This window comes from Dyella terrae (assembly GCF_022394535.1).
Taxonomy (GTDB): Bacteria; Pseudomonadota; Gammaproteobacteria; order Xanthomonadales; family Rhodanobacteraceae; genus Dyella.
In genome coordinates, this window is record NZ_CP089414.1 from 3150681 (window position 1) to 3170136 (window position 19456).

Consider the following 19456-nt stretch of genomic DNA (forward strand, 5'->3'; position numbering starts at 1 on the left):
ATCGGAAGAGGCCCTAGTTCATGCGCGTACTGGTCACCGGCGCCTACGGTTTCATCGGTTCGCATATCGTCGCTGCGCTGGTGGCAGCAGACCACGACGTGGTGTGCGCCGTACGCGGCGCTCGGTTGGATTCACGTTTTCCTGGCTTGCGCGCCGTCGCCTGCGACATGTCGCGCGATGTCACGCCAGAGGTATGGTTGCCACGCCTGGACGGCATCGATGCGGTGGTCAATTGCGCCGGCATCTTGCGTGAGCAACGCGGCGACCGCTTCGACACCGTGCACGTCCAGGCTCCTGTCGCCTTGTATCAAGCCTGCTTGCACGCAGGTGTTCAGCGCGTCGTGCAAATCTCCGCATTGGGCCATGCCGACGATGGCGAATTCATCGCCAGCAAGCATCGGGGCGATGAGCAACTCGCATCGATGCCATTGGACGCAACGATTCTTCGCCCTTCGCTGGTCTACAGCGCCCACGGCTCATACGGCGGCACCTCGCTGTTGCGGGCCATGGCCGCGTTGCCCGGCGTCATCGTTGTCCCGCGCGCCGCGGTGGCGCCCTGTGTGCAGCCGATCGCAGCGGAGGACGTCGCGCTAGCCGTGGTGGCCTCGCTGGCACGAGCGACGCAGAGCGTGGAAATCCTGGAGCTGGTCGGCCCGAAAGCCATGGGTCTGGCGGAATACCTGCAGGATTGGCGGCGCTGGCTCGGTTTGCGCGCCGCACGGCTGTGGCTTGTGCCGACCGCGCTGGTGCGCGTCGCCTGCCGCGTTGGCGAGCGCCTCGGGCAAGGTCCGCTCGGCGAAACCATGCAGCGCATGCTGGAGCACGGCAATCTCGGTCAGGCGGGTGCGTTGGAACGCATGCACGAGCGACTCGGCCTGTCGCCGCGCACACTGCAACGCGCGCTGGCGGAATCGCCCAGTCACGTGCAAGACCGCTGGCACGCCCGCCTGTATCTGGCGCTGCCGTTGCTGCGCGTCACCCTGGCGCTGCTATGGCTTGCGTCGGGCGTGATTGGTTGGATGCTTTCTTCCGATACCGTGGCGGCATCGGCGCAAGGTGGCCCCCTTTCGCCCGAGGCAACGCTGATGCTTGCCCGCGCTACCGCCACACTGGATTTGCTACTGGGCGCGCTGTGCCTGCTGCGCTGGAGACCCCGACTCGTGCTGGGCGGCATGCTGCTCATGCTGCTGGGCTACACGATTGGCATCGGCATGCTGTGGCCGATGCATTGGCTCGATCCGCTGGGCGGCCTGCTGAAGAACGTGCCGCTGATGGCAGCCATTGCCGTTCTTCTGCTCACGGAGGAGAAGCGATGACGCCCTACGTGCTGTTAAAGCTGGTGCACATCTTGTCGTCGACTTTGCTGTTCGGTACGGGCCTGGGCACGGCGTTTTTCATGTGGTTCACCTGGCGCACCGGCAACGTGCAGGCCATTGCGGCGGCATCGCGACTCACCGTGCGTGCGGACTGGTGCTTCACCACGCCGGCGGTGATCGTCCAGCCTGTCACCGGCATCGCGCTGGTGCATCTGATGGGCTTTCCGTGGAACAGCCCGTGGCTAGTCGCAGCGATGGGCCTGTACGTGCTGATCGGCCTTTGCTGGATACCCGTAGTGGTACTGCAGATGCGCGTGCGCGACGCAGCCGCTGTCGCCGCTCGCACCGGTCGGCCGCTGCCCGCCCGTTGCACCGTGCTCATGCGCTGGTGGTTCGCCTTGGGCTGGCCGGCGTTCGTCGCCGTCATGGGTATCTTCTGGCTGATGGTGGCCAAGCCCGCGCTCTGGAGCTGAGACGATTTCTTGCGACGCGCCACATGCCATCGCCGAATGGCATAGTGGGAATCTGTCGCCTGATGGCCGTTCCCTGTCGTGAGCATTCGCTACCGCCCCCTTGCCGCTTTTGCTGCCCTGCTCGGTTGGTTCGGGCTGGCGCTACAACTCTGGTTTTCCATTCGCCTGGCGCTGGATCACGGCGGCACAGCCCTGCAGGGCGTGTGGGTGTACCTGGGCTACTACACCATCCTCACCAACCTGCTGGTGGCAGGCGTGCTGACTGCCGCGTCGTTCGACACGCGGACGGCACTGCCGCGGTTCCTGCAACGCCCAGGCGTGCAGACGGCCGCAGCGATGAGCATTGTGATTGTCAGCGCCGTCTACAACCTGATGCTGCGCCAGTTGTGGAGCCCATCGGGCTGGGTGCTGGTGGCCGACCTGATCGTGCACGACTTCATGCCGCCGCTCTACCTGCTTTACTGGTGGCTCGCCGTGCCCAAGGGCAGCCTGCACTGGTCGCAGGTGATCGCGTGGCAAAGCTATCCGGCGGGTTATTTCACCTATGTGCTGCTGCGCGGCGCCGTGAACGGCTGGTATCCCTACCCGTTCCTTGATGTGAAGTCGCTGGGTTATCTGCAAGTCGTTATCGATGCTCTCGCCGTGCTCGTGGCTTTCATTGTCGTAGCCACGCTGCTCGTCGCGCTCGGCCGGTGGCAGGCGCGACGACGGAACGACACGGTGGCGGAAGCCGCCTGATCAGGCGAGGCGAAAGTCCTCAGTCACCTCACCGTAGCGGTGGGTCTCCGCTTCATGCGCGTGATCGCGCCATGGCTCCGCCAGTGCAGCGGTGTACCACTCACGCATTGCGGGCAATGCCAGCATGCGTTGCACGTACGCCACTACCGCCCCATCCGCCGGTAAGCCATAGGTCTGGAAGCGGAACACCACCGGCGCGTAGAAGGCATCGACAGCGGTAAATGTCTTGCCCGCGAGAAAGGGACCACCGAAGCGTGACAGCCCTTCGTTCCACAGCTCGTTGATGCGCGCGATATCCGCCTGCAGCGCTGCACTGATCCCATGCAAGCGCACGCGCACGCCACAGCTCATGCCGCATTCGTTACGAAGCGTGCCGAAACCCGAATGCATTTCGGCGGAAGCGCAGCGCGCCCATGCACGCGCCACGCGATCAGACGGCCAAACACCCGCGTGACTTTCCGCAAGGTATTCGGCGATCGCCAACGAATCCCACACGACCGTATCGCCATCGCGCAGGCAAGGCACACGGCCATTGGGTGAGAAGCGGCGGAACGCGTCCCAATTGGAGCCTTCGCCAAACACCATTAGCTGTTCGTCAAACGGCAGGCCAAGGTGCTTCATCAGCACCCACGGGCGCAGCGACCAGGACGAGTAGTTCTTGTTGGCGATGTAAAGCGTCGTCACGGACAGGCTCCCGCTGGCTTCAGGTGTGCATCACCGAATTGCGCGAGCACGCGCGACGACCAAGCTTCCGGCAACTGCGAGGCGGCGTCGATCCAATGAATCGGCATTATGCACTCAGCTTTGCTTGGCGGGAGTGGCGACGACGGGCGCGGGCAATGGTCGGCGGCGACGCGCATTGGCCAGCACCACACCGCCCACCGTGATCACGCCGCCCACCAGAGTCAGCAAGGTCGGCCGCTCGCCCAGCCACACCCAACCGATCAACACGGCGATGGGCGGCGAGAAGTAAATGAAGCTGCTCACCTGCGATGCCGAGGCGCGATGCAGCGCGGCGTTCCACGCTACGTAACCGATAAAGGTGGGCGCGATACCCAGCCACACCAGGGCACCGATATGCGACGGCGGCGCGTGCATCAGCGCCTGCGGCAAACCCAGGCCGAACGGCAGCGCACCCAGCGTGCCGGCGAAAAAGGTGAAGCCAGTGACGCCCAGCAAGGTGTTGCGGGTAAACAAGGGCTTCTGCCCCACAAAGAAGATCGCCGAGGCCAGCACACTGACCAGCACCAGTGCAGCCATGGGCTCCACCTTCACATCCTTGCCGCTGGTCAGCACCACCACGACCACGCCCACCAGCGCCACGCCCAGGCCCATCAGGGTGCGAGCCGACAGGCGCTCGCGCAGCCAGATGGCCGACAACGCCGCCGTGGTCGCCGGCACCAGCGAGATCAGAATGGCCGCGGTGCCGCTGGCCACGCGCGTTTCCGCCGTATTGAGGCACAAGTGGTACACGGTGAGGCCGATGATGCCGAGCAGCGTCAGCACCGGCCAATCGCGGCGAGCCGGCAGCGGCACCCGCTTCACCGTCAGCAGCACGGCAAAGCACAGCGAGCCGATGGCCAGGCGCGCCAGCGCCACCTCCCCCGGGGTGAACGAAGCCAGCGCATAGGCGATCGCGGCATAGGCCGACGACCAGGTCACCAGGGCAATGCCGATATAAGTCAGGGCACGCCCGTCGAGGCGTTCCGGGGTTTGCATGGGAAAATTTTCCGGAGGGGAATGGTGCAAATCGTAAGATTCGCCGCGCTGCGCTTGAATGATGAATCAGCGTAGGATGAGGATGTTTCGCCAACGAACGAAATGTCCATGAACGCCGCCACCTTTGAATCGAAACCGATCTGGGACGCTACGGATTGGCTCCTGTTGGAAGCCCTTCAGCAGGACGCCCGCCTGGGCTACGCCGAGCTGGGGCGCAAGGTAAAGCTCTCCCCGCCGGCCGTGGCCGAGCGGGTAAAACGGCTGGAAGAAGCCGGCGTCATTGCCGGTTACCGGGCCGTGCTCAACCCGCGCAAGCTCGGCTACGAGATCGACGCGATGATCCGCCTGCGCTGCGACGGCGGCATCTGCGCCCGCGTGGGCGTGCTGGTCGCGGATATCCCGGAAGTGCTGGATTGCCGCCGCCTGGCGGGAGAAGACTCGGCCCTTTTGCGCGTGGTCGCCATGTCCATTGCCCACCTGGAAACCGTGCTGGACCGGCTGCTGAAGATCCACCCCAGCATCAGCACAACAACCCTGGTGGTGCTGCAGACGCCGCACGAGAACCGACCGCTGACCCGTGGCATGTGGAATACGGCGCGCGCCCTGCTGGACGAATAGCCCTACCCGGCTCGCCTGGGGCCGCGTGATGCGCCGGGCGGGCAAGCATGGGGACGGCACGCATCTTGCCTGACTGCTGGAAACCGCCAGCACTCAGCCAGAGCCAGCCGTCCAGACGCCCGCCATGGAACCTGTCGCACTCAACAAGATCATGGATCTCCTTTGGGACGCCATCTGTGTCGTCGACATGGAGGGGCGCTATGTCTTTGTCAGCGCATCCTACGAACGCATCTTTGGATACAAACCGGAGGAAGTGATCGGTCGGACCATGCTCGAGATGGTGCATCCGGACGACCGTGAAGCCACGCTCGACATAGCCGCCGCCATCATGGCCGGCCATCCGCAGTCGCACTTCCAGAATCGCTATATCCGCAAAGACGGCACCATCGTGCACATCATGTGGTCCGCGCGCTGGTCCGAATCCGATCGCATGCGCATCGCCGTGGCTCGGGACATCACCGCACTCAAGCGCGCGGAATCGATGACGACGGCGCTGCACGCCATCTCCGAGGCGGCCCACACGGCGGACAACCTGACCGCGCTCTATGGCGAGATCCACCGCATCGTCGGCACCTTGCTTCCGGCCAACAACTTCTTCGTTGCGTTGTACGACCCGCAGCACGCCGAGTTGAGTTTTCCTTACTTCGTGGATGAGCGCGACCCGACGCCGCCTGCACAAGCTATGGATTCGGGCACGCTGACGGCGCAACTGATCCGTACCGGGCAGGCCTTGCTGGTCACGCCGAACGCACCCACCGATCCATCCATACCCATCAGGGGTACCGACGCCCAGCACTGGCTGGGCGTACCGCTGTGCTCGCAAGGAACTACCGTCGGCGCGCTCGTGGTGCAAAGCTACTCCGACGCCACGCGCTACACCGAGTCGGACAAAGAGCTACTGCAGTTCGTATCCACCCAAGTAGCCGCCGCCATCGAACGCAAACAGGCCGAGGAGCGGTTGCACCATATCGCGCGGCACGACCCACTCACCGATCTCGCCAATCGCGACCTGTTCCACCAACAATTTGAGGCAGCGCTAGACAACGTGTCGCGCTTCGGCGGCAACCTCGCCCTGCTCTATATCGATCTGGACAAGTTCAAGCTGGTCAACGATCGCTTCGGCCATCACACCGGCGACCTATTGCTATGCGAAGTGGCACAACGCATCCGCAGCCACCTGCGCGAAGGCGATGTGGTAGGCCGCATGGGTGGCGACGAGTTCGTCGTGCTGCTATGTCGGCTGCAATCCATCGCCGACAGCGTCTCCGTGGCGGAGAAACTACGCGCGGCCATCTGCGCACCGCTCCGTTTGTCCGACCACACCTTGCACGCAGCGACCAGCATTGGCGTCGCCACCTATCCCCTGCACGGGCGGAGTTCACGCGAACTCATGCGCGCCGCCGACACCGCGATGTACTGGGTCAAGAAGAACGGTGGCAACCGCGTACACGTCGCGGCCACACAGGATATTCAGATCTAGAACGTGCCGCGCTTACAACACGCCTCACTCGCCCTGATCCTGCTTGCGTTGTTCGCGCGCCATGTCGTACTTCGCCTGCAGCACCAACCAGTAGAACGCGGGAGTACGGAATATGGTGGCGAAGCGGATTGAAGCATCCTCGTTGATTCGAGCCAGATGGAAGTAGAGTTTCCCATCCAAGAAGCTCTACATGAAGAAGTCGAAGTTCAGCGAAGAACGGATCGTCCGCATCCTCAAAGAAATCAAACCCACTTCAAACTGGACAGCCGTTCGCGATAGGCATCCCACGCCTCGAATGCGGCGATCGCAAATGAATAAACATCAAGCGGCCCCATCGTTTTCATAATTGCGCGGCGCCCGGGGCATTCGGAGTATGCATAACTGGCCGGCGCGGTGATCGTTGTGCGCCGCGTGAACGCTTCCGTTCACCCTAACCGAGAGGGTTTCCCAGTATGCATTTACGCAATTGGATTGTTGCCCGAAATCGACCTCTTTTAGCTGTCCACCGCCTGTCGTTTGCAGGCCGGCCAACGTTCCGGATGGCGTCCGCGCTGCTCCTGGCCGCCAGTTTGTCGCTGCTCCCGATAAGCGGACGAGCACAGTTGGCGAGCCCAACCTATGGTTGGAACCTCGGCAACAGCCTGGAAGCCACTTGGTCGGGTGCGGTACTGCCCACTCAGACGCTGATCAATAACGTCGCGGCCGCTGGCTTCAACACCATTCGCATTCCCTGCGCATGGGACCACAACGCTGATCCAAATACGCATGTGATCAATGCGTCCTACATGGCGACGGTCACACAGGTCGTGCAATGGGCTCAGGCGGCCAACCTCACCGTTATCATTAACGATCATTGGGATGGTGGTTGGTTCGAGGATTCGAACTTCAACAGCTTCGATCCAAACGTCAATGCCAAGCTGGCTTCCTACTGGACGCAGATCGCGAACAACTTCAAAGGCTACAACTCGAAGCTTCTTTTCGCCGTCGCCAACGAGCCGAACGTTACCTCACAGGCGCAGACCACGGTCCTGCTGCAGTACTACCAGAACTTTATCAACGTGGTTCGTGCTACCGGGGGTAACAACGCAACACGTTGGCTGGTACTCCAGGGGCCCGGCGGTGGAAACATTGACGACACCAATGACTGGGTAACGACGATCCCATCCGATCCAGCAAAGCATCTGGCGTTCGAAGTCCATTTCTACTCGCCGTATCAATATGCACTCATGACCGCCGATGCCACATGGGGATCAATGTGGTATTTCTGGGGAGCGAATTACCATTCTTCGACTCTGACGAACCGTAACTCGACGTCATCCACGGAAGAGTCATACGTCACGTCGGAACTGCAAAAGATGAGCACCCAATTCATCAGCAAAGGGATCCCCGTGCTTTTGGGTGAATTCGGGGCCATTCGCCGCACCGGCACGGCAGGCTTGACGGGCACCAACCTCAACCTGCATCTCGCGTCACGGACGTATTTCGACAAGTATGTTGTCGGTCAGGCCAACAGTCTCGGCATTCGTCCGGTGTACTGGGACGATGCCGACAACGGCACAGGCAATAATGCCTTCGGACTTTTCAATCGGTCCACTGGGGTACTGAACCGTACCGATGACGCCCGTGCCTTGACCGGCGGTGCGGCGCTTCCGCCTCCGGGCGGCTAGTTCGCTGCTAGCCAGCACTATCCGAATGGTGACTACTGACAGGATGCTGGCAGTAGTCACCTTGTACAAAGCCTCCTTGCGATTCCTACCGAGATCGAAAAGGAGAAGTTCCATGAAGTTTGCATCCACCCGGCTAATCGCCCGAGACATTCATGCCGTCGTCAATTTCTACGAGAAGTTGACCCATCGAAAGGCGGAGTGGCTTGCACCTGTATTTGCGGAGATCGTAACGACGGGGGCCACGCTTGCGATAGGCAGCGCCGAAACAGTTGCACTCTTCAAAGAAGGCACGGTCGAGCCAGCCGCCAACCGCACGGCCATCATTGAGTTTCAGGTGGACGATGTGGAGGCGCAGTTCTCGCGACTCAAAGATGAGCTGGAGGTGGTCCTTGAGCCGAAGATGATGCCCTGGGGCAATCTCGCGGCGCAGTTTCGGGATCCCGAGGGCACCATTGTTGGCTTGTACACGCCGATAACCGAAGAAGCCAAGAAACGATTTGGTTCGCGTTAGTCGAAATGTAATGGCGTGGAATGTAGCGACTGCTTTGCGGGAAAAACGTCCGCCTCCGACCCGAAGCCAGCAATTTCTATGCGGCACGCTGCATTAAAGAGGCTTTAGATCACCCACAAGGGTTGGCAGTAGCTCCGATACGGTGGGATGAATGGGCACGGCCCATTCCAAAGTGTCGACCGTCTGATCCGCGTTCACCATATCAATCACGCCATGGATGGCTTCATCGCCGCTCACACCAAGAATCGCGGCGCCAAGGATGCGTCGCGTATCGGCGTCGGCGACCACTTTCATGAAGCCTTGCGTTTCGCCCCGTTCAACGGCGCGACCAACACGCGTCATGGGACGCTTAGATACCAGCAGTCGCTTGCCGCTCGCGCGCGCCTGTGCGTCGGTCAAGCCAACACGCCCCAATGGCGGATCCGTAAACAGTGCGTAGCAAGGGATGCGTGCTGAAACACGTCGCTGCGCACTGTCGAGCAAATTGGCGGCGATGATTTCGAAATCGTTGTAAGCGGTATGAGTGAAAGCGCCCCGTCCGTTGCAGTCGCCCATGGCCCAGATGCCAGGCACGTTCGTGGCGAGCATGTCGTCGACCACGATGTAACCATGGGCGTCGGTTCTGACGCCGGCGCGCTCCAGTCCAAGATCGTCCGTATTTGGCCGACGGCCTACGGCCAGCAGCACATGGCTGGCCACGATCTCCCTATCGCCGGAAGTGCAGTCGACTTTCACGACGGCGCCTTCGGTATGCGGCGCAAAGGCAATACATTCCGCGTTCGTTCGCACGGTAATACCCTCAGCCTCCATGAGGCTTTGGATCGTTTCCGAGACGTCTTCATCTTCGCGAGCAATCAACCGCGACTGACGTTCCACGATGGTGACATTGCTACCAAAGCGACGAAACATCTGTGCGTACTCAAGACCGATGTAACTGCCGCCGATCACGGCGAGGTGTCGCGGAAGCGCAGCAAGCTGGAGTATCGATGTATTGGTGAGGTAGTTGATATCGCCGGTGCCAGGCATGTCCTCAGGTACTCGCGCACGGCCGCCGACATTGATGAAGATGCGCGGTGCGGCGATGAGTTCGCCGTTGACACGCAAGGTATCGGGGCTTTCGAAGCGGGCATGTCCACGCAATACGGTCAGGTGCTCCATGCCATCGAGCCAACCTTCCACGTTACCGCGGGATGTCTCTGTCACCTTATGCGCCCGTGCCATGACGCGCGACAGGTCAATGCTCACATCACCATTCAATACGACACCATAATCGGCAGCCCGCCGCGCCTGATGCGCAACGCGCGCACTGGCCACCAGCGTTTTGGTGGGCATGCAGCCGGTATTGACGCAGGTACCGCCGAAGAAATGACGCTCCACCAGCGCCACTTTCATGCCGCTAGCAGTCAGGCGGCCGGCCAGGGGCGGCCCGGCTTGGCCGGCGCCGATGACGATCGCGTCAAAAGCATTGCTCATGACTGCACCTTTGATAAGCAGGATCTGCGGCTCATACATCCTCCTTGTTTCGATTTCTATATCGAACTTTGTCGTGCAGGGCGCAGCTGTAAGTCTTGGGACACCTGAAGCGGCCGCCTTTGATTCGCGCCGTTGATCACACTACTCGCTCAACCCACTGAGCACGCCAAGCAGGGGCGTCGAATGGATCGGCAAAATATTGAGTCTCGTGTGACACCTTTCCATCCCGGAACTGCATGATGCTCACGGTGTAGACGGGCTTGCCTTCATAGGTAATCACATACTCGGTGACCCAGAGTTCGCCCTCTCCTACCATGCGACGAATCATGAACCCCGAAGGCTTTCCTGGGTGATGGCTACGAAGCAATTGAAGATTGTGCCGACCGTGAATGACTTCACCGGACTGGGGGTATTCGCATACGGCATCATCGTGATAGATCTCATGCTCGGCGACTTGATCTCCTTCAGCCGATGCAGCCCAATGCCGATCCAAAGCCATCTTGATGTTATGCACTTCCATCATGGGCCTCCCATTTGGGCTCGCATACTTACGGCGCCAACGCGTGGTACGTACCTGACCCGTGAGTTGAGCGACGTGCCTCACACGAGGCGCTTGGACTCGCTACGTTGCGCTTAGCCCAGCTGGCACGCAAGTGCTTGTGGCAAGTGCCGGTAACATCGGACTAACCTCTCGCCCCAATCCCAAATATTTCATAGTCGGTAAAACCCTTGGCGCCAATCACACTCCAACGCTGTGCCGCAGGTAACCTCCTGATCCGACCACGATGGCCAGCGCGTGTTGTCCTCGTCGACACAGCCGCACTGGAGATACTGCAAGAGATCCAGGCGGGACTACCGAGCAACATTCAACTCGTTATAACGCGTGGTTTTGAGCCAGGAACCAGCGGACTCGGCTTTGCTCGCCGCCTGTTTCGGCGCTTTGGCGTGTTTACATTTGCGATGCTCTACCCGCGCAGACGAAATGAGATCGACGCCATATTCGGAAGCAACGGGCATGACGTGGATGGAACGCACGTCGACTTATCTATCTGTTTGTCCGGCGGACGCATCCGTCTCTTACCATTCGGCGTGTTCACCCCTCCCTGGCTTCAGCGACAGCGATCGAGTCGGATTATTGAATCACTCACTATCGTCCAAGCGGCCATTTCGCATGCTGGCTTTGATCTCCACCTCAACGCCACCGAGCGCTTACAGATGCACTGCGATTTGCGCAACGGATCAGCCGCCCGGACATCAATCACACACTCTAGTAGCTGACAACACCCCGGTCCCGCCCCCAAACCACCGCAGCACTACGCCGATTCACGCCAATTTTTCCGTACAGTGTCGCTATGTGATTGCGCACTGTATTGCGCGATAGTTTGAGCGTAGCCGCCATGCTTTCGTCATCGTTACCCTTGCAGATCAGCGTGAGAACCTCGCGTTCACGCGGCGTCAAATCTGCTAACCCGAGCGCCACGTCGCTTCTCTTTCCGCCACCTCGCACTTGGGCCAATTTCTCCATCACACTTTGCGTAAACCAAGACGCATCCTTCATGACGGCATCAATCGCTTCTACCAGATCCGTTTCCGACCGCTTTCGTTCAGTGATGTCTTGCATGACGCAAAGCACGCATTCTTCGCCTTGAATCAGCACCGTTTCGGTGGAAAAAAGGCAATCCATGGTGGTCCCGGATATGGTTTGTAAGGACACCTCCAGATTCCGGATAACGTCACCAGCGCCTAGCTTGTTCAAGAGCGAACGATGATGCTTCTCAGCCTTCCATAGGCCTAATTCACTCAAGGACGTGCCAGCGACCTCTTCCGCCGCGTAGCCCATTCCCGCCAAAAATGCAGCGTTGACTTCAAGGATGCGTAACTCAGGCAGTCCACATACCATCATGGGGACAGGAGCAAGACGAAACGCCTTGGAGAAGCGTTCTTCGCTCTGGACTAAAGACGTTTCCGCCTTCTTGCGCGGATCAAGATCGATAAAAGTGAAGAGCATGCATTTCTCTTCCTCAATCTCAATCGGCTGGCCGGCCACGATCACAGATTTCTCCGTATCCTTTTCGGGTAGCTTCAGCACGGCCTCCCGCTGGGAAATGGTTCGCCATTCCTGCAGGTATTGAATGGCTTCGTCGCGGTCATCGGCGCTATCGAGTACGTCCAATTCGTAGATGGAGTGACCGAGTACCGCATCTCGGTCATATGTGGTCATCTCCAGGAAGCCTTGATTGACCTTGATGTACTGCAGACTCGATAGCTGACATATCAATGCTGGCGCAGGGTTGGCGTTGAATGCGCGCTCAAAGCGATCCTGGGCGCTAAATTGCGCCGACAGATCCTGGATGATCAGGACCAAAGATTCATGGGATCCCTTGGCGTCAGTGAGAACGAGACTCCGCACTTGGTGGATCCGGAAGAAATCGGGATCATCCGGTTTCGTCACCTCCACCACGACATCGGAAAATAGTTGGCCATCGAGCACACGCTCGATTGGATACTGTTCTGGCTTTAGCCCGTGGTGGTTTCGATACGTCAGGATGAACTTCTCTTGGTACTCGCTCGCTTGAGTACCGAGTTCTGCCACGGCATCGACACCGTGCATCGCAAGCGCTCTCTCGTTTGCCCAGACGATTGACCGATCCGGATCGATCAGCACAACACCCTCGGCCAGTCCGGCGATGAGTTGCTCTAGCTGATGACGATCAACTTTTGGTGTGGGGGCCGTTGCATCCATAGAGGTCATCGCCCTGTGAGTTTCGTCATATTCACGTGGCGCGGGCAGTCCGCGCAGGGACTAAAAGTACTAGGTCTACTGGTGCCGCTTGATCTGTTCGCAACACATTGAACCGCATAGGTTCGATACGCCATCGAATTTTCGGTGGCGCGTCTATCTTCGGAGATGAAAACCTATGAATACGACCCACAAATCGGATTCGCAGCATTCAGATGAACGCAAGTCAGGCCAGCCTCAACGGGATGACAACAAGCAACATTCGGAGCATTCCAAGCCTAACGAGCCGAAGCAACCGAATCGGCATGAACAAGATCATGGTGCAACGCATAAAAAGTAGAGCGTTGGTGACTCCCCTCATTTTACGCAAAGAAGGAAGCTCCCCATGCGCCCCTTATTCACCCTATCGTCACTGACATTAGCAAGTCTTTTGTTACTGGGAAGCGCGCTGGATCGTCACCAGGTGACGTATGCGCAACCTCAAGACGCCAGTCGGGCGGATTCAAGCCAACCCACCACGGATACGTGGATTACCACCAAAGTGAAAGCGGAGTTGGCGACCACTGACGGGATCAAGAGCACCGACATTTCCGTCGCAACACTGAACGGCAACGTCAGTCTCACGGGTGTGGTCGCAAGCGATGTAGTGGTGAAGAAGGCCGTGGCCGTCGCCCGCAGCGTCAAGGGTGTGACCGCCGTGGATTCCTCTGGCCTTAAGGTCAGCAACTAGTCGATTGATCGCGCGACAGGCAACGCCTGGCGCACACAATCTTTGCAGGAGATTCAATCATGAACGATGACAAGATCAAGGGTCAGTGGAAACAGCTGAGTGGCAAGATCAAGGAAAAGTGGGGCAAGCTGACTGATGACGATATGAAGGTGGCCGAAGGCAACACCGAGTATCTCTCTGGAAAGCTGCAAGAGCGCTATGGCATAGCCAAGGAAGAGGCGCAAAAGCAGATCCATGAGTTTGACAAGACCCTGTGACAAGCCGCCGGGCCGGAGGATGGCAACCCGCTGTCCTCCGGCTGGCGACGTCATGCTGTCCGCACCCAACTGAATCTTTTCACCCCATCGTTCTATAGAGACGGGAGAGTCACATGCTCTATTGGGCCATTGTGTTCTTCGTTATTGCCATCATCGCCGGTGTCTTCGGCTTCACTGGTATCGCCGTCGGCGCTGCCAGCATAGCCAAGATCATCTTCATGGTTTTTATTGTGCTTTTTATTATCTCGCTGGTTTTTGGCAACGTTCGCCGCGGTGGCCCACGGCTTTAAGTCGCGCGTCCCATGCTTGATGTGGCACTCATGAAAGCAAGAACATCTCGCCTATCGAGGCCTCTGCGTACTGCCTCTGTGATCTCGAAGAACGGGGTTGGAATAACCTGATCCCGTTTTCGAGCAATGAGGGGGGCGCAGTTAAATAACCCGCGTCACTCAGAGTTTGAGGTAGATCTTCCGGCGATCCATGACGTAGACGATCACCCACCACACCGCGACGAATACCACGGCAAACGCCAGCGATGCGACGTATGGCCCTGCCAAGGGCGTGAGCCAGCTGGCGAATACGTGCTGGTAGAGCGGGTTTTGGATGTGCAGACCCGGCAGCAGGATCTGCATCAGTTCGGAGCCCGCGTAGGCTGCGACGGCGTTGACGCCGAAGCGGCGGCCAATGGCCGGCCAGCCGCGTTGATCGATCAGCATGTGGAACACCACAAGCGCGATGGTGGCCCAGCCGGTGGCCCATAGCACGAAGGACGACGTCCACAGATTCTTGTTGAGTGGCAGCACCAGCGACCACCCGAAGCCGAGCAGCAGCCAGACGATGCCGGAGAAGGTCAGCGCCTTCATGTTCTCCTCGCGCAGCCACTGACCGGCGCGCAGGCCGAGCAGACTGGTGGCCAGTGACGGCAAGCAACCGAGTAGGCCTTCTGGATCGTGCCCGCGTCCGGTGACCGGATCGATCAGGTAAACCGTGTGGCCGAAGATGGCGAAGTCAGTACGGCTCACGATGTTGGCAAACGGCTCCAGCGTTCCACCCGCCAGCAACAAACCCCAGTAGCCGAGCAGTAACACGGCAATGGTCGCCCACTGCACGCGTGGCTTCGTGTAGATCGCAAACGGCGCAGCACCCGCGAAGCACACGCCAATGCGCTGGAGTACGCCAGGGAAGCGCAGGTGCGCGCCCGGCATGATCAACCACGCCAGCACGTTGATGGCGACGCCAAGCAGGAGGATGCGCGCCGCGCGCTTGAGCGCCGCACTGGCAAGCGCGGATCTGTCAGCACCCTGCTCCACCCGCGGGCCGGTAGCCAGCGCGATGGATACGCCGACCACGAACAGGAAGAACGGGAACACCAAGTCCGTTGGCGTACACCCGTTCCACTCCGCATGTTCCAACGGCCAATAGACGTGAGCCCAGTCACCGGGATCATTGACCAGCAACATCAACGCCACCGTACAACCCCGCAACGCGTCGACCGACGCGAGGCGCTTTAGCACGGCATTCATGGCGCTGATTTATCTGCCGGCAGCAGCGTGACCGCACCCACGCCCCAGATCGGGCCGGTAATGGGCGAAGTGAACACCAGGCACAGGTCATGCGTACCGGCCTGTTGCGCCGTCGCGCCTTGCAGCGTGAAGGTGGCGGGTGCATCCGCAGGCAACGGCAGCGAGGCGATCTGCTTGCCCTTGCAGCTATCCATGTACACGACCAGTTCGCCCTGCGGCGTGTTCGCCTTGTGCGCCACCACCAGCTTGGCGTCGTGTGCCAGCGCGTAGTTGCGCGGCAGCGTAGCGGTATCCACGCGGATACCCGCGATGCCATCGAGCTTCGCTGCGCGGTACATGCGGCAGTTGTCGAACACGTTGATGAGGTAGGTCGGTGCCATGCTGGTGGCATCGGGCTTGGGCTGCACGCGCAGGCGGAAATCGCTGCCCGAGCAGTTCTCTAGCTCGCCGGTGCCGCGCGTGCGCAGCGACGGCAGGTCGAGCACACGCGTGCGCGCTGCGGCCAGCGGGGTACCGTCGTTGGCCAGCGCCACGGCCTTGATGGTGGTGGGCAGGTTTACGGTGAACGGGTGGACGTATAGCGGCGACGATGCACCGGGCTCGCTGCCATCGGCGGTGTAGTGCACGTTGCCGAACTTCGCCTGGTTGGACAGCGTCACGCTGGCGTGGCCACTGCTGATCGCGGCATTGCGGTCCACGTCGATGGTGGGCGCGAAGGCGCTGTCGGCATAGGCGATGTCCTGCATGCGATAGCGACCCAACTGGGACGGAAGCCGTTCGAGGAAGCTATGCCAGTCGCGCACCTTCACAGGCGTCCACGCGGCTTCGGCCAGTGCATCCATACGTGGGAACGCAGCGTGCTCCACATGGCGTAGCGTGGGCATGTGTTCGGTGAATATCGTCGCCTGCATGCCGAGTACGTGTTTGGCTTGCGTGGTGCTCAGTTCCTTGGGCACCGCTTCGAATGTGTAGTAACTCTGCAGCGACATCGACGGCAGGCGGCCGGTGGTTTCGTCCGGAAGATCGCTCTGCATCGAATCGAGATACAACTGCGGCGCGGGTGCCAGCACTACATCGTGACCCAGCTTGGCTGCGTCGATGGCACCCTTGGTGCCGCGCCACGACATGACCGTGGCACTCGGGGGCACGCCGCCTTCGAGGATCTCGTCCCAGCCGATCAGACGACGATCGTGCGCAGCGAGGTACTTGCCCATCTGCTCGATGAACCAGCTCTGCATCGCGTCTTCGGTCTTGATGCCGAGCGCACGCATGCGCGCTTGCACGGCAGGTGACGCCTTCCACTGGTCCTTCACTGCCTCGTCGCCACCCACGTGGATGTAGGTGGAGGGAAACAGCGCCATCACTTCATCCAGCACGTTCTGCAGGAAGTGGATGGTGTTGTCGTCGACGTTGTAGAGGTAAGGGTTGACGCCCCAATCCGGCGATACCGGCGGACGCGTGCCCGTCACGCCCAGTTCCGGATACGAGGCCACAGCGGCTTGCGCATGGCCGGGCATGTCAAGTTCGGGCACCACGGTGATATGACGCTCGGCCGCATAGGCGACGATGGCGCGGATATCGTCCTGCGTATAGAAACCACCGTAGCGGCCCGGCTGGCTGGCTTTGCTCACCGTGGGCGGCGTGCGCCATGCGCCGACGCGCGTGAGCTCGGGGTAGCGCTTGATCTCGATGCGCCAACCCTGGTCGTCGGTGAGGTGCCAGTGCAGCGTGTTGAGCTTGTGCTGCGCCATCTGGTCGATCACGGTGCGCACTTCGTCCGGCGTCTGGAAATGGCGCGCGGAATCGAGCATCAGGCCGCGCCACGCGAAACGCGGCTCATCGCGGATATGCACGGGCTGCACGCGCACGTCGCCCTCGCCCGGCATCGGCGTGAGCAACTGCCATGCGGTGATCGCGCCGTAGAACAAGCCGGCCTCGTCGCGGGCGACGATACGGATGCCCTGCGGAGTCACGTCGAGCGTGTAGCCCTCGGCGTTAGCCACGGGCGCTTGCGGATCGCGCTTCAACACGATGGCGCCAGCCTCGGGCACACCCGTCTTCACCTGCAGCGGAAGATGGCGCGTATGCGCCGCAAGTGAGGCGAGGTATTCCGCGGTATGGCGTGCCTCGGCGTCGCTGCCGTCGACCACGATGGGTGTCTGCGCATTGACGGTGAAGGCTTCCCCGGACACGGTGAGCTGCGCCGGCATAGGGATCAGGTTCACCGGCGCCGCTGCGCCATGGGCGAAAGCAGTGAGCCCACACAGGGCGAAGGCCAGCACGTAGCGTGTTTTCTTCATCGTGGTTCTCAATCGTGAGGAAGGCTGATGGCGAACAGATACCACGCATCATGCGGCAGCCACTGTTCGGTCCAGCGCCAGTCGTCGTCTTTGCCGGTCTGGGCATAGCCCAGGTCGAAGGCGATGCCATCGTCATCGGAAAGACCGGACGTAATGCCGTTGATGATCGCCCCCGGCGCGTTGGTATACGCGTAGGAGTCGAAGAACATGTACGGCGCGTTGTTGTGGCCACTGCCCATCAGCATGCTGCTATCGTAGGGGTTTCGGCCGAGTATCCAGTGCAACTGGTTCCACGCATAGGCCTGCAACTGCTGCCGGAACGCTTCGTCACCGGTGTACAGCGGCGCGGCCAGTCGCGCCGCGGCTGCAAGCGAACCGAGGCGTGCATTCTCACCCTGCCACCACGGTGCCGCTTCGGTATCGTGCGGGAAGAAGAACGCCGTGCGCACGCGGCCGTCGCCCCCGCGTACCAACTGGCGCGCATAGCCGAACGGGTTGTTGGTATCACCGGTGACGGCGAGCTCCGCCTGCAGCGAACGCTTTACGGTGTCACGCACCTTCGTCTGCCGTTTCGCGTCGGCGATGCCCGCGTATTCCACCAGCGCGACGACGGGAAGCCCGGCGTCAGAGGGATGGAAGAACGGGCGCGTGCCATCATCGGAACGCCAGTAATCACGATGGCCAGCGTGTGTGATCAGCCGCGCCATCAGGCGGTCGGCGCGTCCGTCTGCCGCCTTGCGCCAAGCATCGTCGTGCGTGGCGCGAAACAGCTCTACCGCGGCGAGCAGCGCACAATAGTCGTCGACGATGTTTTCCTTGCCGTCGTTGACCAGCTCGCGATTGTGCGCATCGAGGAAGCGATACGCGTCCTCGGCGGCCTTGAGATAATCCTTCGGCGCAAAATCACCTTCCACGCCCGTGCTCGCCGCCAGCGCCAGCGCGGCGATGGCCATGCCGCCGCCTCCGCGGAAGCTGGCTTCATAGGCATGCGGACCGTGTGCGGGTTGCTCGATGTTCTCACTATGGTCACCAGGCTTCAGCTTGATCTGCGTACGCCAGTTGGGATCGCCAATGACGCGATCCTGCGGCAGCTTGCCTGGGCCTGGCCCGTCGATGGACTGGTAGAACGAGCCGTCCGGCCGCTTATCGCGTACAAGGAAGTCGGCGCCGAACAGGCCTTCGTCAAGCAGGCGGCGGTTGTACTCGCGGAAATTCTTGTCGTTGCGTGCTTCCAGCTGTTGCCAGCTGCGCAACAGGCTCCACGCAGTGAGCGGAACCTGCTGCGGATTGAAGTAGCTGGTGAGGTTCTGGTGCGACAGGTGGATGCCGTAGTCGCCCGTGGCGTCGTACCAGCCACCGTGAATGTCGAGTGTTCCCGGCGATCCATCGGGATGCGCGAGGTGGGTATCGGCCTTGTCGATCAGCCCGCTGGATCGCTGGCCCTTGAAGTAATAGACAACGTTGGAGAGCGTGTGGCGCTCAAGTACGTTGTCCTGCACGTCGAAAGTCCACGAGCGCAAGTCATGACCCGCCATGGGAAGTTCGACGTAATAGCGACCCGGCGTGTGGACGCTGCTGAAATCAGCGATAGCGTAGCTGCCATCCCACCGCGCCACCTTGCCGGCGGCCGATAGCGTGCCCTGCAGGGCAACCTTGCCGGTGTCGGCATTGATCACGCGAAAGGTCTGCGAGGATGGCCCCGCGTCGCCCATCACGATGGCCTGTTTGACCGCACCGGTCTCGTAACCGACCTGATCGACCAGCACCTTTCCCTCCGACGCCACTGCGGCCTGGGCAGCGAGCAGCAACGGAAGGACCGCAAGACGGCGATAGGACTTCATACCATCGGCTCCAGCAGGTTTTGGAACAGGATGTATCGATCCCCGATGAAAAATCGGGCCCGGCAACACG

Annotated in this window: 19 protein-coding genes; 10 read left to right on the forward strand and 9 right to left on the reverse strand. The window is 60.7% G+C overall.

Annotated elements, in window-relative coordinates; translation table 11 throughout:
- Positions 1-20: 20 nt before the first annotated feature.
- The 3 genes from DYST_RS13715 to DYST_RS13725 all read left to right on the forward strand — a co-directional run bounded on the left by DYST_RS13715 (position 21) and on the right by DYST_RS13725 (position 2527).
- The gene (locus DYST_RS13715; RefSeq protein WP_239946239.1) at positions 21-1316 is read left to right on the forward strand and encodes a DoxX-like family protein; all 1296 of its coding nucleotides are present in this window, start codon (positions 21-23) and stop codon (positions 1314-1316) included.
- Positions 1313-1789, forward strand: a complete 477-nt coding sequence (locus tag DYST_RS13720; protein WP_239946241.1) for a DUF2269 family protein — start codon at positions 1313-1315, stop codon at positions 1787-1789. Before DYST_RS13715 ends, DYST_RS13720 begins: the two co-directional genes overlap by 4 nt.
- Positions 1790-1867: 78 nt before the next feature.
- Positions 1868-2527, forward strand: a complete 660-nt coding sequence (locus DYST_RS13725) for a Pr6Pr family membrane protein (RefSeq protein ID WP_239946242.1) — start codon at positions 1868-1870, stop codon at positions 2525-2527.
- Here the strand turns inward: DYST_RS13725 and DYST_RS13730 are convergent, their stop codons facing one another.
- Both DYST_RS13730 and DYST_RS13735 read right to left on the reverse strand, forming a co-directional pair.
- The gene (locus DYST_RS13730; protein WP_239946244.1) at positions 2528-3211 is read right to left on the reverse strand and encodes a glutathione S-transferase family protein; all 684 of its coding nucleotides are present in this window, start codon (positions 3209-3211) and stop codon (positions 2528-2530) included. It abuts the gene before it with no gap.
- 114 nt (positions 3212-3325) lie between these two features.
- Positions 3326-4246, reverse strand: a complete 921-nt coding sequence (locus tag DYST_RS13735) for a DMT family transporter (RefSeq protein WP_239946246.1) — start codon at positions 4244-4246, stop codon at positions 3326-3328.
- A 108-nt stretch (positions 4247-4354) separates the two neighbouring features.
- On the opposite strand from DYST_RS13735, the gene DYST_RS13740 reads away from it, so the two are divergent.
- On the forward strand, positions 4355-4864 hold the full coding sequence (locus DYST_RS13740) for an Lrp/AsnC family transcriptional regulator (protein ID WP_102303365.1): 510 nt from the start codon (positions 4355-4357) through the stop codon (positions 4862-4864).
- 124 nt (positions 4865-4988) lie between these two features.
- Entirely contained in the window at positions 4989-6344 is a 1356-nt protein-coding gene (locus DYST_RS13745) for a sensor domain-containing protein (RefSeq protein ID WP_239946249.1), read from the forward strand.
- Positions 6345-6368: 24 nt separating this feature from the next.
- On the opposite strand, the gene DYST_RS13750 is transcribed toward DYST_RS13745, so the two are convergent.
- Entirely contained in the window at positions 6369-6524 is a 156-nt protein-coding gene (locus DYST_RS13750) for a hypothetical protein (RefSeq protein WP_239946251.1), read from the reverse strand.
- Positions 6525-6796: 272 nt separating this feature from the next.
- On the opposite strand from DYST_RS13750, the gene DYST_RS13755 reads away from it, so the two are divergent.
- A complete protein-coding gene (locus DYST_RS13755) occupies positions 6797-8011 on the forward strand; it encodes a glycoside hydrolase family 5 protein (protein ID WP_239946255.1) in 1215 nt (404 codons plus the stop codon).
- Between the two features lie 112 nt (positions 8012-8123).
- Complete coding sequence (locus tag DYST_RS13760; protein WP_239946256.1) at positions 8124-8522, forward strand: VOC family protein; 399 nt, start codon at positions 8124-8126, stop codon at positions 8520-8522.
- A gap of 93 nt (positions 8523-8615) precedes the next feature.
- Here the strand turns inward: DYST_RS13760 and DYST_RS13765 are convergent, their stop codons facing one another.
- The 3 genes from DYST_RS13765 to DYST_RS13775 all read right to left on the reverse strand — a co-directional run bounded on the left by DYST_RS13765 (position 8616) and on the right by DYST_RS13775 (position 12738).
- Positions 8616-9995, reverse strand: coding sequence for an FAD-containing oxidoreductase (locus DYST_RS13765; protein ID WP_239946258.1), 1380 nt, complete (start codon positions 9993-9995; stop codon positions 8616-8618).
- A gap of 136 nt (positions 9996-10131) precedes the next feature.
- Entirely contained in the window at positions 10132-10518 is a 387-nt protein-coding gene (locus DYST_RS13770) for a nuclear transport factor 2 family protein (RefSeq protein ID WP_239946259.1), read from the reverse strand.
- A gap of 744 nt (positions 10519-11262) precedes the next feature.
- Complete coding sequence (locus DYST_RS13775; RefSeq protein ID WP_239946260.1) at positions 11263-12738, reverse strand: PAS domain S-box protein; 1476 nt, start codon at positions 12736-12738, stop codon at positions 11263-11265.
- A 382-nt stretch (positions 12739-13120) separates the two neighbouring features.
- On the opposite strand from DYST_RS13775, the gene DYST_RS13780 reads away from it, so the two are divergent.
- The 3 genes from DYST_RS13780 (at position 13121) to DYST_RS13790 (ending at position 14012) form a co-directional block, all read left to right on the forward strand.
- Positions 13121-13465 (forward strand): BON domain-containing protein, encoded by a 345-nt coding sequence (locus DYST_RS13780; RefSeq protein ID WP_428993912.1) that lies wholly within the window; start codon positions 13121-13123, stop codon positions 13463-13465.
- Positions 13466-13524: 59 nt separating this feature from the next.
- Positions 13525-13722: a CsbD family protein gene (locus DYST_RS13785; RefSeq protein ID WP_102302260.1), complete on the forward strand. Its 198-nt coding sequence runs from the start codon at positions 13525-13527 to the stop codon at positions 13720-13722.
- A 113-nt stretch (positions 13723-13835) separates the two neighbouring features.
- Positions 13836-14012 (forward strand): DUF1328 domain-containing protein, encoded by a 177-nt coding sequence (locus DYST_RS13790; protein ID WP_239946263.1) that lies wholly within the window; start codon positions 13836-13838, stop codon positions 14010-14012.
- A 159-nt stretch (positions 14013-14171) separates the two neighbouring features.
- Here DYST_RS13790 and DYST_RS13795 read toward each other — a convergent pair whose 3' ends face one another.
- From DYST_RS13795 to DYST_RS13805, 3 genes are read right to left on the reverse strand one after another with little or no spacing between them, the layout of a single operon-like run.
- Entirely contained in the window at positions 14172-15245 is a 1074-nt protein-coding gene (locus tag DYST_RS13795) for an acyltransferase family protein (protein WP_239946265.1), read from the reverse strand.
- Positions 15242-17545 (reverse strand): family 20 glycosylhydrolase, encoded by a 2304-nt coding sequence (locus tag DYST_RS13800; RefSeq protein ID WP_239946269.1) that lies wholly within the window; start codon positions 17543-17545, stop codon positions 15242-15244. The genes DYST_RS13795 and DYST_RS13800 overlap by 4 nt, the downstream gene beginning before the upstream one ends.
- An 8-nt stretch (positions 17546-17553) precedes the next feature.
- Positions 17554-19386 carry a glycoside hydrolase family 9 protein gene (locus DYST_RS13805; protein ID WP_239946271.1) on the reverse strand — a complete coding sequence of 611 codons (1833 nt, stop codon included), beginning with the start codon at positions 19384-19386 and terminating at the stop codon, positions 17554-17556.
- Between the last annotated feature and the right edge of the window lie 70 nt (positions 19387-19456).

Bases quoted from the DNA above. Each gene is read 5' to 3' on its own strand.
- DYST_RS13755 (WP_239946255.1), top strand. From the start codon at position 6,797: ATGCATTTACGCAATTGGATTGTTGCCCGAAATCGACCTCTTTTAGCT.
- DYST_RS13715 (WP_239946239.1), top strand. From the start codon at position 21: ATGCGCGTACTGGTCACCGGCGCCTACGGTTTCATCGGTTCGCATATC.
- DYST_RS13800 (WP_239946269.1), bottom strand. From the start codon at position 17,545: ATGAAGAAAACACGCTACGTGCTGGCCTTCGCCCTGTGTGGGCTCACT.
- DYST_RS13765 (WP_239946258.1), bottom strand. From the start codon at position 9,995: ATGAGCAATGCTTTTGACGCGATCGTCATCGGCGCCGGCCAAGCCGGG.
- DYST_RS13760 (WP_239946256.1), top strand. From the start codon at position 8,124: ATGAAGTTTGCATCCACCCGGCTAATCGCCCGAGACATTCATGCCGTC.
- DYST_RS13770 (WP_239946259.1), bottom strand. From the start codon at position 10,518: ATGATGGAAGTGCATAACATCAAGATGGCTTTGGATCGGCATTGGGCT.
- DYST_RS13790 (WP_239946263.1), top strand. From the start codon at position 13,836: ATGCTCTATTGGGCCATTGTGTTCTTCGTTATTGCCATCATCGCCGGT.
- DYST_RS13785 (WP_102302260.1), top strand. From the start codon at position 13,525: ATGAACGATGACAAGATCAAGGGTCAGTGGAAACAGCTGAGTGGCAAG.
- DYST_RS13780 (WP_428993912.1), top strand. From the start codon at position 13,121: ATGCGCCCCTTATTCACCCTATCGTCACTGACATTAGCAAGTCTTTTG.
- DYST_RS13740 (WP_102303365.1), top strand. From the start codon at position 4,355: ATGAACGCCGCCACCTTTGAATCGAAACCGATCTGGGACGCTACGGAT.
- DYST_RS13745 (WP_239946249.1), top strand. From the start codon at position 4,989: ATGGAACCTGTCGCACTCAACAAGATCATGGATCTCCTTTGGGACGCC.
- DYST_RS13720 (WP_239946241.1), top strand. From the start codon at position 1,313: ATGACGCCCTACGTGCTGTTAAAGCTGGTGCACATCTTGTCGTCGACT.
- DYST_RS13795 (WP_239946265.1), bottom strand. From the start codon at position 15,245: ATGAATGCCGTGCTAAAGCGCCTCGCGTCGGTCGACGCGTTGCGGGGT.
- DYST_RS13805 (WP_239946271.1), bottom strand. From the start codon at position 19,386: ATGAAGTCCTATCGCCGTCTTGCGGTCCTTCCGTTGCTGCTCGCTGCC.
- DYST_RS13775 (WP_239946260.1), bottom strand. From the start codon at position 12,738: ATGGATGCAACGGCCCCCACACCAAAAGTTGATCGTCATCAGCTAGAG.
- DYST_RS13735 (WP_239946246.1), bottom strand. From the start codon at position 4,246: ATGCAAACCCCGGAACGCCTCGACGGGCGTGCCCTGACTTATATCGGC.